Raw genomic sequence first — 13,584 nt, forward strand, 5'->3', positions numbered from 1 at the left:
CTTAGCGTGTAGGGCGTGCTCAAAATTTAGGCAATTTCGACGAAAGCTCCCCGCCATGGCGCCGCTCCGGCCCATCCAGATCGGCCCCATCACCATCGCGGATCCCGTGATCCTCGCGCCGATGACGGGCGTTTCTGACATGCCGTTCCGCACCCTGGTGCGCCGCTACGGTTCGGGGCTCAACGTCACCGAGATGATCGCGAGCCAGGCCGCGATCCGCGAAACGCGCCAGTCGCTTCAGAAGGCGGCGTGGCATCCGGTCGAGGAACCGGTGTCGATGCAGCTCGTTGGCTGCACCCCCTATGAAATGGGCGAGGCGGCCAAGCTCAACGAGGATCGCGGCGCGGCAATCATCGACATCAACATGGGCTGCCCGGTGCGCAAGGTCACCAATGGCGACGCGGGGTCGGCGCTGATGCGCGACCTGAAGCTCGCCGCCGCGCTGATCGACGCTTGCGTCAAGGCGGTGTCGGTCCCCGTGACCGTCAAGATGCGCATGGGCTGGGACGTCGACAGCCTGAACGCACCCGAACTCGCGCATATCGCCGAGGATCTGGGCGCGAAACTGGTCACCGTGCACGGCCGCACGCGCAACCAAATGTATCGCGGCACCGCCGACTGGGCGTTCGTCCGCACGGTCAAGGATGCGGTGTCGATCCCGGTCATCGTCAACGGCGACATCTGTTCGGCCGACGATGCCCGCACCGCCATCGCGCAGAGCGGCGCCGACGGCGTGATGATCGGCCGCGGTGCCTATGGCCGGCCGTGGCTGCTCGGGCAGGTGATCGCGGCGCTGCGCGGGGAGGGCGAGCGCCCCGACCCCGGCGTCGACGAACAATATGAAATCATCACAACGCATTATCGCGCGATGCTCGACCATTATGGCGAGATGACCGGGGTCAATATGGCGCGCAAGCATCTGGGGTGGTACGTCAAGGGCCTGCCGGGCTCGGCCGAGTTTCGCAACAAGGTCAACCAGATCCCCGACAGCCGCGGGGTGCTCGACGCGCTCGAGCAATTCTACGGGCCCTATCTGAGCAAGGCGGCCGCGTGAGCGCGCTGACGTCGAGCATTCCGATGTTCGACCATGACGAGATCATCCAGTCGCATCCCGTCGCCACGCTGCTGATCGACCGGGGCGGAGTGATCCTGTTCGTCAATGCTGCCGCCGAGCAGCTCTGCAATATCGGGCGCGCGGCGATGGTCGGGCGCGTCATCGACGATGTGATCGGCATGGACCGCAGCTTTCGTCAGCGGATGAACGATCCGGCCGCCCCGGCGCTGTTTGCGCATCGCGCCGAAATCACGCTTGGCGGGCGCCGGTCGGTCTTCGTCGACATGCAGCTCGTGCCCTATGGCCGCAGCGGCCACCGCATCCTGACGCTCGTGCCGTCGCAGCGCGAAGCCGATCTGATGGGCGGCGCGATCGGCCGTTCGGGCCGCGCCGCGGGCGCCGCCGCTTCGATGCTCGCGCACGAGATCAAGAATCCGCTCGCGGGGATCAAGGGCGCGGCGCAACTGCTCGCGCGCAAGGCCGATGCCAGCGGCGAGCGCTTCACGACCCTGATCTGCGCCGAGGTGGACCGGATCACGACGCTGATCGACCAGATGGAGCATTTCTCGCGCGGGCAGCCGATCGCCTGCGGCCCCGTCAACCTCTATCAGCCGATCCACCAGGCGATGGAGACCGCGCGCGCGCGCCAGTTTCCGGGTATCGGCTTCGTCGAGGATTTCGATCCGTCGCTGCCGCTGGTGCACGGCAATCACGATGCGCTGGTTCAGATTCTGCTCAATCTGATCACCAACGGCTGCGAGGTTCTGGCGGGGCGCGACGATGGCATCGTGCGCATCGCGACCGCCTATCGCCACGGCTTGTCGATCGACAATGGCGACGGGCGCGGCCGCATCGCGCTGCCGATCGAGGTCAGCGTCAGCGACAATGGTCCCGGTGTTCCCGCCGATATTCGCGGCGACCTGTTCGATCCCTTCGTCACCACGAAGCGCGAGGGCAGGGGGCTGGGCCTCGCGCTCGTTGCCAAGCTGGCGCGCGACATGGGCGGAACGGCGCAGCATCTTCGCGACGGCGACTGGACGCGCTTCCGCGTCCACCTGCCCGCCGTATCGAAACAGGGACGAGGCGCATGAGCAGCGGCAAGACGATCCTGCTCGTCGAGGACGATCCGGCGATCGCGCTGATCATCCGCGAGACGCTCGATGCCGAGTGCAGCACCTTCGCGTCGGTTTCGAGCATCGGCGAGCGCAACGCCTGGCTGGCGGACCATCGCGCCGACCTGATCATCACCGATGTCGCGCTGCCCGACGGCGACGGCATCGACTCGCTGCCCGGCGCGGGCGTCGATCCCGACACGCCGGTGATCGTGCTGTCGGCGCAGAACACCCTCGACACCGCGGTGCGCGCGACGGGGATCGGCAGCTATGATTATCTGCCCAAGCCGTTCGACCTCGAGGAACTGACCGCGAGCGTCCGCGCCGCGCTCGAACGGAGCAGCCAGCCCGCGGTCAAGGCCGATCCGGGGCAGGCCGACAGCCACGGGCTGGTCGGCCGCGCGCCGGCGATGCAGGCGGTCTACCGCACCATCGCGCGGCTCGCGACCAACGATCTCGCGGTGCTGATCCTGGGCGAATCGGGCACCGGCAAGGAGGTCGTCGCGCGCGCGATCCATGCGACGGGATTGCGGCGCAGCGGGCCGTTCGTCGCGATCAACATGGCCGCGATCCCGCGCGAACTGATCGAGGCCGAACTGTTCGGCCACGAAAAGGGCGCCTTTACCGGCGCGACCAGCCGCAACGCGGGCCGCTTCGAGCAGGCGGCGGGCGGCACCCTGTTCCTCGACGAGATCGGCGACATGCCGCTGGAGGCGCAGACGCGGCTGCTGCGCGTGCTCCAGAGCAACGAATATTCGACCGTCGGCGGCAGCCAGGCGCTGCGTGCCGACGTGCGCGTCGTCGCGGCGACGCACCGCGACATGCGCACGCTCGTCGCCGACGGGCGCTTTCGCGAGGACCTTTTCTACCGGCTCAACGTGATTCCGGTGACGCTGCCGCCGCTGCGCGACCGGCGGAGCGACATTGCCGCGCTGGTGCGCCATTTCGTCGATGCGGGGCGGCATGCCGGGCTTCCCGACCGGCAATTCGCGCCCGCGGCGATGCAGCTTCTCGAACGCCACGACTGGCCGGGCAACGTCCGCGAGCTTGGGAACGTCGTTCAGCGCCTCGCAGTATTGTCGCGCGACACCTCGGTCGGTGCGCGCGATGTCGAGGCGGTGCTGCGCGACCATGGCGAGAGCGCGGCGATTGCCGCTCCCGCTGACCTGATCGCGCGCGCGGTCGACGATTGGGCGCGCGAGGCGCTTGCCACATCGGGTCAGGACGGCGCGATCCATGACGCGCTCGAAGCGATCGTCGAAACGGCGCTGCTGCGCCGGACGCTGCGCGAAGTGCGCGGCAACCAGCTCGAGGCGGCGCGCCGGCTGGGGATCAACCGCAACACGCTGCGCAAGCGGCTGGGGCAACTCGCCATCGACCCCGCGCGCCCCTGACGCCTCGCACCAACGGCAAAAAGTACACATATCGGCGTGCGTCCGCACTTTGTGTGTTTTCTATGCAACAGGATTGTCGTAGCAAGGCAACAATGGAGCCTGCCGCTTCCCTTGGCGTCGAAAACGATTCTACCGATCCGACCGCGGATTCGCGGGGCTGGCACTTTGCGGCGCCCGAATATTACACGCTGGCGATCATCATCAGTGTCGCGATCGCCACCTATATCTTCGTCACCGGCGACGCGCAGAGCGAAAGGCTGCTGACGCCCGCGCTCGTGGCGGCGATCATGGTCGTCAACCTCGTTCCGGCGATGGCGCTGATCGTGCTCGTGGGCAGCCGCATCGCGCGCGCGCGCGCGGTGCGGTCGATGGCGGGGGGCAATGGCCGCCTGCACGTCAGGCTGGTGGCGCTCTTTTCGCTGCTTGCGGCAACGCCGACGCTGCTGGTCGTGATCTTCGCCTCGCTGCTGTTCCAGTTCGGCGTCGATTTCTGGTATTCGGATCGCTCGCGCGGAATGTTCGAAAATGCGGCGAGCCTGGCACAGGCCTTTTACGAGGATAGTCAGAAATCGCTGAGCGCCCACACGACGGCGATGGCGAAAGACCTCAGTGCCTATCTTCAGCGCTATCCCATCGACAGTCAGTCGTTCCAGGATGCCTATGTGCAGCAGGTGGTGCTTCGCGAACTCAATGAGTCGGCGATCATCGAAGTCGGTTCGGATGGAATTGCGCGCACGGCCGCGATGATCGATCCGGACAACCGCGCCGCCGATGCCCGCATTTCACCGGATACGGTTGCCAAGCTCGATCGCGGCGATCCGGTGGTGGTTACGCAGAAGCCGGACCGGATCGAGGCGGCAACCCGGCTGCCGGGCAGGCCAAAAGTCTATGTATATGCGTCGCGCGAGGCCAATATGCTCGGACTGCGGCAATTTGACCGCGCGCGGACGGTTTTGGCCGATTATAATGGATTGTTCGAGCGATCTCAGCAATTGCAGCTTCAATTCAACGGCGCGCTCTATCTCGGCTCGCTGTTGCTGCTCGCGCTTGCGGTCATCGCGGCGATCGTCGTCGCCGACCGCATTGTCCGCCCGCTCGGCACGCTGATCGGCGCGACCCGAACGGCGGCGGGGGGCGATTTGTCGGTGCGGGTGACGCCGCCGGCGCGCGACGACGAGATCGCGGTGCTGACGCGAGCGTTCAACCGCATGACCGAGCAGCTCGAGGGACAGACCGGCGCCCTCGTCAACGTCAACGCCCAGCTCGAAGCACGGCGGAGTTTCATCGAGGCGGTGCTGAGCGGCGTTTCCTCGGCGGTCGTGTCGGTCGATGCCGATCATCACATCCTGCTCGTCAACGCCGCGGCCGAGCGGTTGATTGGACAGAGCGCGGCGGACCTCACCGGCCAGCCGCTCGCCGACGTCGCTCCCGAACTCGCGGGCCTGTTGACCAGCGGCGAACGCGAGGGCGTCGTTCAGCTCGCGCGCCGCGATGCCGAGCCCGCGACGCTGGCGGCAAAAGCGGTGGCGCAGGGCGATGGTTTTGTGCTGAGCTTCGAGGACATCACGCAGCAACTGCTCGATCAGCGCCGCGCCGCCTGGTCCGACGTTGCGCGGCGCATCGCGCACGAGATCAAGAATCCGCTGACCCCGATCCAGCTTGCCGCCGAGCGGCTTCAGCGCCGCTTCGGTGAAAAGGTCGAAGGCGACGCGCCGACCTTCCGCCGTCTGACCGACACCATCGTCCGGCAGGTGCACGACATGCGGCGCATGGTCGACGAATTTTCCAGCTTCGCGCGTATGCCCAAGCCGACGTTCGGGGTCGAGGATATCCGCGATATCCTGCGCCAGGCGGTCTTCCTGTTCGAGGTGGCAAAGCCCGATATCGTGTTCAGCGTGAAAACGCCCGACGAGATCGAGCCGCTCGTCTGCGACCGTCGCCTGCTGTCGCAGGCGCTCACGAACATCGTCAAGAATGCGGTCGAAGCGATTGAAGAAAAATCAGATAATATCGCATCATCGCCGGTCGGCCACATCAGCGCCGAACTCGCGACAGGCGCGGGCGACGCCATCGTCATCCGGGTCAGCGACGACGGAGTCGGGCTGCCGCAGGCCCGCGACACGATCGCCGAACCCTATATGACGACGCGGCAGGGCGGCACCGGGCTGGGGCTCGCGATCGTCAAGAAGATCGTCGAGCAACATTATGGCGAACTCGAATTCTGCGACAACCCGGCGGGGCCGGGCACATGCGTGACGCTGACCCTGCATCCGGGACGGCTGCGGTCGTTGGCGAGCAAGGGGGGGGAATTGGTAACAGGGCAGGGTGAATCGGTTCCCGGACGGGTCCGGAACCGGCAGGACAGAGAAGAATATGGCGCTTGATATCCTGATCGTCGACGATGAGCGCGACATTTGCGAATTGGTGGCCGGTGTCATGGAGGACGAAGGCTATGAGGCGCGCACCGCGTCGGACAGCGACGCCGCGCTCGATGCGATCCGCCAGCGGCGGCCGTCGCTGGCGTTGATCGACGTGTGGCTGCAGGGATCGAGGCTCGACGGGCTGGGGCTGGTCGAGGCGATCAAGGCGTTCGATCCGACGCTGCCGATCATCGTCATTTCGGGCCACGGCGGCCTCGACACCGCCGTCGCGGCAATCCGCCGCGGCGCATTCGACTTCATCGAAAAACCGTTCGAGGCCGAGCGACTGCTCCACCTCGTCGCGCGGGCGACCGAGAGCGAGCGGCTCAAGTTCGAATATGAGCAATTGCGCGAGAAAGCAGGGCCGTCGGACGAACTGACCGGCACCAGCGCCGCGATCAACAATGTCCGTGCGACCCTGAAACGCGTCGCCGGAACGGGCAGCCGCGTCCTCATCACCGGCGCGCCGGGCGTTGGAAAGGAAGTCGCCGCGCGCGTCCTCCACGGCTGGAGCGGGCGGCACAACGCGCCCTTCCGCGTGATTTCCTCGGCGCGCATGGACCCCGAAACGGTCGAGATCGAACTCTTCGGTTCGGAGGCCGAGGATGGATCGATCCGCGTCGGCCTGCTCGAACAGGCACATGGCGGAACCTTGTTCCTCGACGAGGTCGCCGACATGCCGTTGACGACACAGGGCAAGATTCTCCGCGTCCTGACCGATCAGAGCTTCACGCGCGTCGGCGGGCGGACGATGATCCGCGTCGATGTCCGCATCATTTCGGGTTCGGCGCGCGACCTGACGGTCGAGATCGCCGAAAACCGGTTCCGCGAGGATCTTTATTACCGGCTCAACGTCGTGCCGGTGCATATCCCGCCGCTGCGCGAGCGCCGCGACGACGTCGCCAGCCTCTGCGATCATTTCGTCCGCCGTTACGCCGCCGACCGCCGCGTGCCGCCGCCCGAAATCAGCGGCGAGGCCATGGCCGCGTTCCAGGCGCATGACTGGCCGGGAAATGTCCGCGAATTGCGCAACGTCATCGAACGGGTGATGATCCTCGCGCCGAGCGATCGGCTGGGCCGCATCGATGCCGACATGCTGCCCGCCGAACTGGTGCGCGGCGGCACCGATATCCTGCCGAACAGCGAGTCGATCACCGCGATTCCGCTCAAGGAAGCGCGCGAGAATTTCGAGCGCGAATATCTGCGCATCCAGATCAACCGCTTTTCGGGCAATATCTCGCGCACCGCCACCTTCATCGGGATGGAGCGTTCGGCGCTGCATCGAAAGCTCAAGCTGCTCGGACTGACCGAAAATCCCGACAGCGACGGTTGACGGCTTTCCCGCTAGACCTGCACCGAGCTTTGCCGCATATTGCGCGTGCGAAGATGGTCGCTAACGCCGGAAACGGCGTTGCATTTGCGGTTCCACCGCCAAAATCAAGGAGGCAAATATGTCCGACAAGAATCAGAATCTCCAGGATCTTTTCCTCAATGCGCTGCGCCGGACCAAGACGCCGGTGACGATGTTCCTGGTCAAGGGCGTCAAATTGCAGGGCATCATCACCTGGTTCGACAATTTCTCGCTGTTGCTGCGCCGCGACGGCCAATCGCAGCTCGTCTACAAGCACGCGATCTCGACGGTGATGCCGTCGCATGATTTCGATCTCGCGTCGCTGGGCAACGACATCCGCGACGCGCCGGCGAGCAAGGGCAAGGCGCTGCAGGACGTGTTCCTGAACGCGGTGCGGCGGTCGGACGAGTCGGTGACGATGTTCCTGGTGAACGGCGTGATGCTGCAGGGCGATATCGTCGCCTTCGATCTGTTCTGCATGTTGCTGGAGCGCGAGCGGCAGGTGCAGCTCGTCTACAAACATGCGATCTCGACCGTTCAGCCGAACGGGCCGATCAACCTCACCGGCGATGGCGACGAAGAAGGCGCTGCCTGATCGACGCGACGAGCGACAGCGACGATGACGTCACCCGCGGCGCCGCGGCGCTGCTGATCGTGCCCGAATGGCACGGACAGCGGCTGTCGCGCGATCTGGACGCGCGCGCCGAGGAAGCGAAGGGGCTGGCGCTGGCGATCGGGCTCGACGTCGTGGCGGTCCATGCGCTGCGGCTGCGGCAGACACGCGCGGCGACGCTGATCGGGGTAGGGCAGATCGAGGCGATCAAGCCCGATGTCGTCGAACGGAGCGCGCAGCTCGTCATCGTAGACGCGGCACTGACCGCGATCCAGCAGCGCAATCTGGAAACCGAGTTCGGGACGAAAGTCATCGATCGGACGGGGCTGATCCTCGAAATCTTCGGCGAGCGCGCGGCGACGGCCGAGGGACGATTGCAGGTCGAGCTGGCGCATCTCGACTATCAGGCGGGGCGGCTGGTGCGGAGCTGGACCCACCTTGAGCGGCAGCGCGGCGGATTCGGCTTCCTCGGCGGGCCGGGCGAAACGCAGATCGAGGCCGACCGGCGGATGATCCGCAACCGGATGGCGCGCATCCGCCGCCAGCTCGACGATGCCCGCCGCACCCGCCAGCTTCAGCGGTCGAAGCGCCAGCGCGCCCCCTGGCCGGTGATCGCGCTCGTCGGCTATACCAATGCCGGAAAATCGACTTTTTTCAATCGCCTGACGGGAAGTGATGTCATGGCGGAGGATATGCTGTTCGCGACACTCGACCCGGCGATGCGCGAGATACGGCTGCCGGGGATCGACAAGGCGATCCTGTCGGACACCGTCGGCTTCGTCTCCGACCTGCCGACCGAACTCGTCGCCGCCTTCCGCGCGACGCTGGAGGAGGTCACGACCGCCGACCTGATCGTCCACGTCCGCGACATCGCGCATCCCGACAGCGAGGCGCAATATGACGACGTTCGTGCGATCCTCGACTCGCTGGGCGTGAATGGACCGCGCGACGGGGAAGGGGAGGATGACCCCGAGGCCGTCCCGCAGATCGAAATCTGGAACAAGATCGACACCGCCGACGCCGAAAGGCGCGAGGCGATCGCGGAGATGGCGGCGCGGCGGCCGGACGTCGCGGTCATCTCGGCGGCGACGGGTGAGGGCGTCGAGGCGGCGCGGACGCTCATGGCGTCACAATTGACCGCGCGCCACCGCGTCGAACGCCTCTTCCTGCGCTTCGATCAGGGCGAGGCGATGGCATGGCTCCACGCGCGCGGCGAAGTGCTGTCCGATGTTGCCGAGGGCGAGGGGCATGTGCTGACGGTGCGGCTCGACCCCGCCGACCGCGCCCGGTTCGAGCGGTTGTGGCCGCAGGGGGATGGGTAGCGGGGCAACGCTGAGCAAGGTTGACATCGTCATTGCGCGGAGCGCAGCGACGAAGCAATCTCCAGCTACCAGGATCGTGCAAGGTCGATGGCTGGAGATTGCTTCGCTTCGCTCGCAATGACGAACCGGGGTTAATCTAACGTCAGTTTCGCTCCGACGCCTTGACCGCTTGCCAATACGCTTCGAGCGTATCGAGCGGCAGCGTGGCAATCTCCGGCCCCGCGCGCTCCTCGACGCCATGAAAGCGGCGGGCGAATTTATCGTTGGCGGCGCGGAGCGCACCTTCGGCATCGACGCCAAGATGGCGCGCGTAATTGACCACCGCGAAGAGCAGGTCGCCGATCTCCTCGGCGCGCGCCGCATCGTCGGGTGCGGTCACGACTTCGTCCAGTTCCTCGGCGATCTTGGCGCGCGGGCCTTCGGCGTCGGGCCAGTCGAAGCCGACGCGCGCGGCGCGGCCCTGCAGCTTTTGCGCGCGGAGCAGCGCCGGGAGCGACAGCGCGACGCCGTCGAGCGCGCTTTTGGGACCATCGGCGGCGCGCTCGGCCGCCTTGATCGTTTCCCACTGGACGCGGACATCGCCCGTCTTCGCATCACCGAAGATTTGCGGATGGCGGCGCTCCATCTTGTCGCTGATCGCGGTCGCGACATCATCGAAACCGAACAGCCCGCGGTCGGTCGCAATCTGGCTGTGAAAGACGACCTGGAGCAGCAGGTCGCCGAGCTCGTCGCAGATCGCCGCGGGATCGCCGCCGGCGATCGCGTCGGCGACCTCATAGGCTTCCTCGATCGTATAAGGCGCGATCGTCGCGAAATCCTGCGCCAGATCCCATTCGCAGCCGCCGTCTGGATCGCGGAGCCGCGCCATGACGCCAAGCAGGCGATCGATGGGGGACGCAGCCGAGGGGGCCTTGGTGTCGGTCATCTAATTATCCGATAATATATATTATGTTAAATAAATATGGAGATGGAGAGGGCGTAGCCCCGACGCTTCATCCCCCGCGCACCGTCTGGAATGTCCAGACTGCCAGAAAGATCAGCCCGAAGATCGCGACCCACGCGAGCGCCATCTTGATGCTGTCGGAGACTTTGATCCGGCGCGCGACGAGCGCGCTCAGCACCAGCGCGAAGGCTCCGGCGAACCAGATCAGATCGACCGCGCTGTTGCCGCTCATAATTGCACCTCCAGCCCGTCATAGCCCGGCTCGACGCCCGGCGGCAATTCAGCCGCCAGATCGTCATAGTCCATCGTATTATCCATATGCGTGATGATCGCGCGCGGATGACCGACTTTGGCGAGCCCTTCGAGCGTCATCGCCAGATGCGGATGCGTCGGATGCGGATAGCGGCGGAGCGAGTCGATAACGAACAGATCGACGCCCTGGAAGAAATCGACCATCTCGTCGGTGAATTTCGAAAAATCAGTCGCATAGGCGATCTTGTGCGCACCGTCGCTGAAGATCAGCCCGGTCGCCTTGATCGGGCCGTGCGGCATTTCGAGCGCCGACACCTCGATCGGCCCGATCGACTGATGATCGTGAAGGTCGATCGGATCGACCGACGCCGGATAGCCGGCGTTGCCCGCAAAGGCATAAGTGAAACGCCACTTCAATATGTCGAGCACATGCGCGCGGGCATAGGCGGGCACCGCCGAACGGCGCAGATGCATGATCTGGCGCAGGTCGTCGAGCCCGTGGGTGTGGTCGGCGTGCTCGTGGGTCCAGATGACGGCGTCGACCTCGCCTACGCCGGCGCCCAGCAGTTGCAGCCGCATGTCGGGACTGGTGTCGACGAGGATGCGAAAGCCGCCGAGCGAGATCATGATCGAGGCGCGGCTGCGCAGGTTGCGGGGATTGTCGGGGTCGCACGCGCCCCAGTCGTTGCCGATCCGCGGCACCCCGGAAGACGTCCCGCAACCCAGGATTCTTACCTTCATGAGCGGTGTGACGTCATGCTGCCGCCTTGTTGAAAAGCGTATAGAAATTAGCGCTTGTCGCGGCCGCCAATGCTTCGGCATCCTCCCCGCGCAGGTCGGCGAGATAGGCGAGCGTGTCGGCGACGAAGGCGGGCTCGCCGGTCTTGCCGCGGTGCGGGACGGGGGCGAGGAAGGGGGAGTCGGTTTCGATCAGCAGCCGGTCCTGCGGCAGCCAGCGCGCAGTCGCCTGAAGATCGGCGGCATTTTTGAAGGTCACGATCCCCGAGATCGAGATATAGAGGCCGAGATCGAGCGCGCGGCGCGCGAAATCGTCGCTGGCGGTGAAGCAGTGGATCACGCCGGGGAAGACCGCCCTTCCCATCTCCTCGCCGAGCAGCGCGAGCGTATCGGCTTCGGCTTCGCGCGTATGGACGATGATCGGCAGGCCCGTTTCCTGCGATGCATGGATGTGGCGGCGGAAACTGTCCTGCTGCCGCGCGCGATCGCTCTTGTCGTAATAATAATCGAGCCCGGTCTCACCGATCCCGATGACGCGCGGGTGCGCGGCGCGGCGGGTCAGCTTCGCGGTATCGACGTCGGGATGATGGTCGGCGTCGTGCGGATGGATACCGACGCTGGCCCAGACGTCGGCATTGGCTTCGGCCGCTGCGAGCACATCGTCCCATTCGCTTTCGCGCGTTGCAATGTTGAGCATCGCCGTGACGCCTCTCTCACGCGCCCGCGCCAGCACCTCGCCCTGCTGCTCGGCAAGGCCTTTGTAATTGAGGTGACAGTGCGAATCGACGAGCATCAGGCCTCCCCTTCCCCCTCCGGCAGTTCGAGACGGGGAAAGATGGGAACCGGCTGGCCCAGGGTGAAACCGCTCGCGGCGAGTTTCGCGAACCAGTCCCGGTCGGCGAGCGCCGCGAAATCGCGCGCGTCGGTGGCGATGCCCATCTGGTCGAGCAGTTTGTCGGCGGCATCGGGCACCACCGGGCGGATCGCGATCGCGAGCGTCCGCACCGCCTGGAACAAGGTCATCAGCACCGCGCGCATCCGTTCGGGATCACTCTTGCGCAGCGCCCAGGGCGCCTGCGCGTCGACATATTGGTTGCAGGCGAAGACGGCGCGGATCCAGTCCTCGATCCCGACCGAGAAAGCGAGCTGCTCGAACTCGCGCGGCAGGCGCTCTTCGGCCATCGCGAGCAGGTCGGCGAGCAGGTCTGCATCCTCCTGCGATGGCGTGTAGTCGGTCGAAAGCTTGCCATCCAGATTCTTGAAAATCATCGATAAACTGCGCTGGGCGAGATTGCCGAAGCTGTTCGCCAAGTCGGCGTTGGCGGTACGCACGATCGCCTCGGCCGAATAGCTGCCGTCCTGTCCGAAACTGACTTCGCGGAGCAGATAATAGCGCAGAGCATCGACCCCGAAACGCTCGGCCAGTTCCATCGGATCGACGACATTGCCGAGCGATTTCGACATCTTTTCGCCGCGGTTGAGCAGGAAGCCGTGGCCGAAGACCTGTTGGGGCAGCGGCAAATTAGCGCTCATCAGGAAGGCCGGCCAGTAAACGGTATGAAAACGCACGATATCCTTGCCGATCATATGGATATTCGCGGGCCAGAATTTACCGAAATCGCCATCGGGATCGGGGTAGCCGAGCCCCGAGAGATAAGTGGTCAGCGCGTCGACCCAGACATACATGACATGCCCCGGCGAACCCGGCACCGGCACGCCCCAGTCGAAGCTGGTGCGCGAGACGCTGAGATCCTTGAGCCCGCCCTCGACGAAGCGCAGCACCTCGTTGCGGCGGCTTTCGGGGCGGATGAAATCGGGCTGGTCGGCATAGAGCGCGAGGAGCTTGTCCTGATAGTTCGACAGGCGGAAGAACCAGCTTTCCTCGACCGTCCATTCGACGGGGGCGCCCTGCGGCGACAGGCGAACGCCCCCTTCCCCGTCGGTGAGTTCGTCTTCGTCGTAGAAAGCCTCGTCGCGGACCGAATACCAGCCCTCATAGCGGTCGAGATAAAGGTCGCCGTTCGCTTCCATCGCCTGCCAGATCGCTTGCGACGCCCGATGATGCGCGGGATCGGAGGTGCGCATGAAATTATCATAGCTGATATTCAGCCTGGCATACATCTCACGGAAATATCCCGACATTTCATCAGCAAGATCGATCGTTTCGCGGCCCTGGCCGCGCGCGGTCTGGAACATCTTCAGCCCATGTTCGTCGGTGCCGGTGACGAGGCGGACGTCGCGGCCGCGCGCGCGCTGGAACCGCGCCATCACGTCGGTGGCGATGGCTTCATAGGCATGGCCGATATGCGGACGGCCGTTGGGATAGCTGATGGCGGTGGTGATATAGAAAGGTTCGGACATGCGCGCGCCTTAGCGGGTGCGGGG

The 13,584-nt window shown here is 65.5% G+C and carries 12 protein-coding genes; 7 read left to right on the forward strand and 5 right to left on the reverse strand.

Annotated elements, in window-relative coordinates; translation table 11 throughout:
* Positions 1–55 precede the first annotated feature (55 nt).
* From dusB to hflX, 7 genes are all read left to right on the forward strand, one after another.
* Complete coding sequence (dusB, locus tag VHO04_RS12390) at positions 56–1,054, forward strand: tRNA dihydrouridine synthase DusB (RefSeq protein ID WP_329628561.1); 999 nt, start codon at positions 56–58, stop codon at positions 1,052–1,054.
* Positions 1,051–2,145, forward strand: a complete 1,095-nt coding sequence (locus VHO04_RS12395) for a two-component system sensor histidine kinase NtrB (protein ID WP_329628562.1) — start codon at positions 1,051–1,053, stop codon at positions 2,143–2,145. The genes dusB and VHO04_RS12395 overlap by 4 nt, the downstream gene beginning before the upstream one ends.
* A complete protein-coding gene (locus VHO04_RS12400; protein ID WP_329628563.1) occupies positions 2,142–3,560 on the forward strand; it encodes a sigma-54 dependent transcriptional regulator in 1,419 nt (472 codons plus the stop codon). The genes VHO04_RS12395 and VHO04_RS12400 overlap by 4 nt, the downstream gene beginning before the upstream one ends.
* Before the next feature lie 92 nt (positions 3,561–3,652).
* A complete protein-coding gene (locus VHO04_RS12405; RefSeq protein ID WP_329628564.1) occupies positions 3,653–5,944 on the forward strand; it encodes a sensor histidine kinase in 2,292 nt (763 codons plus the stop codon).
* Entirely contained in the window at positions 5,934–7,313 is a 1,380-nt protein-coding gene (locus VHO04_RS12410; RefSeq protein WP_329628565.1) for a sigma-54 dependent transcriptional regulator, read from the forward strand. The genes VHO04_RS12405 and VHO04_RS12410 overlap by 11 nt, the downstream gene beginning before the upstream one ends.
* A 103-nt stretch (positions 7,314–7,416) precedes the next feature.
* Positions 7,417–7,926, forward strand: a complete 510-nt coding sequence (hfq, locus tag VHO04_RS12415) for an RNA chaperone Hfq (RefSeq protein ID WP_414713111.1) — start codon at positions 7,417–7,419, stop codon at positions 7,924–7,926.
* A gap of 50 nt (positions 7,927–7,976) precedes the next feature.
* The gene (gene hflX, locus VHO04_RS12420) at positions 7,977–9,266 is read left to right on the forward strand and encodes a GTPase HflX (protein WP_329628639.1); all 1,290 of its coding nucleotides are present in this window, start codon (positions 7,977–7,979) and stop codon (positions 9,264–9,266) included.
* A gap of 142 nt (positions 9,267–9,408) precedes the next feature.
* Here the strand turns inward: hflX and mazG are convergent, their stop codons facing one another.
* From mazG to metG, 5 genes are all read right to left on the reverse strand, one after another.
* The gene (gene mazG / locus VHO04_RS12425) at positions 9,409–10,191 is read right to left on the reverse strand and encodes a nucleoside triphosphate pyrophosphohydrolase (protein WP_329628567.1); all 783 of its coding nucleotides are present in this window, start codon (positions 10,189–10,191) and stop codon (positions 9,409–9,411) included.
* 67 nt (positions 10,192–10,258) lie between these two features.
* A complete protein-coding gene (locus VHO04_RS12430) occupies positions 10,259–10,441 on the reverse strand; it encodes a hypothetical protein (protein ID WP_329628568.1) in 183 nt (60 codons plus the stop codon).
* Positions 10,438–11,202 carry an MBL fold metallo-hydrolase gene (locus VHO04_RS12435; protein ID WP_329628569.1) on the reverse strand — a complete coding sequence of 255 codons (765 nt, stop codon included), beginning with the start codon at positions 11,200–11,202 and terminating at the stop codon, positions 10,438–10,440. The genes VHO04_RS12430 and VHO04_RS12435 overlap by 4 nt, the downstream gene beginning before the upstream one ends.
* A gap of 13 nt (positions 11,203–11,215) precedes the next feature.
* On the reverse strand, positions 11,216–11,992 hold the full coding sequence (locus VHO04_RS12440; protein ID WP_329628570.1) for a TatD family hydrolase: 777 nt from the start codon (positions 11,990–11,992) through the stop codon (positions 11,216–11,218).
* A complete protein-coding gene (gene metG, locus VHO04_RS12445) occupies positions 11,992–13,560 on the reverse strand; it encodes a methionine--tRNA ligase (protein ID WP_329628571.1) in 1,569 nt (522 codons plus the stop codon). Before metG ends, VHO04_RS12440 begins: the two co-directional genes overlap by 1 nt.
* Positions 13,561–13,584 lie beyond the last annotated feature (24 nt).

The organism is Sphingopyxis sp. (genome assembly GCF_036261875.1).
Lineage (GTDB): Bacteria > Pseudomonadota > Alphaproteobacteria > Sphingomonadales > Sphingomonadaceae > Sphingopyxis.

Coding starts and splice junctions, on each gene's coding strand:
- VHO04_RS12410 (WP_329628565.1), top strand. CDS start 5,934: ATGGCGCTTGATATCCTGATCGTCGACGATGAGCGCGACATTTGCGAA.
- VHO04_RS12430 (WP_329628568.1), bottom strand. CDS start 10,441: ATGAGCGGCAACAGCGCGGTCGATCTGATCTGGTTCGCCGGAGCCTTC.
- VHO04_RS12400 (WP_329628563.1), top strand. CDS start 2,142: ATGAGCAGCGGCAAGACGATCCTGCTCGTCGAGGACGATCCGGCGATC.
- mazG (WP_329628567.1), bottom strand. CDS start 10,191: ATGACCGACACCAAGGCCCCCTCGGCTGCGTCCCCCATCGATCGCCTG.
- VHO04_RS12435 (WP_329628569.1), bottom strand. CDS start 11,202: ATGAAGGTAAGAATCCTGGGTTGCGGGACGTCTTCCGGGGTGCCGCGG.
- VHO04_RS12440 (WP_329628570.1), bottom strand. CDS start 11,992: ATGCTCGTCGATTCGCACTGTCACCTCAATTACAAAGGCCTTGCCGAG.
- dusB (WP_329628561.1), top strand. CDS start 56: ATGGCGCCGCTCCGGCCCATCCAGATCGGCCCCATCACCATCGCGGAT.
- metG (WP_329628571.1), bottom strand. CDS start 13,560: ATGTCCGAACCTTTCTATATCACCACCGCCATCAGCTATCCCAACGGC.
- VHO04_RS12405 (WP_329628564.1), top strand. CDS start 3,653: ATGGAGCCTGCCGCTTCCCTTGGCGTCGAAAACGATTCTACCGATCCG.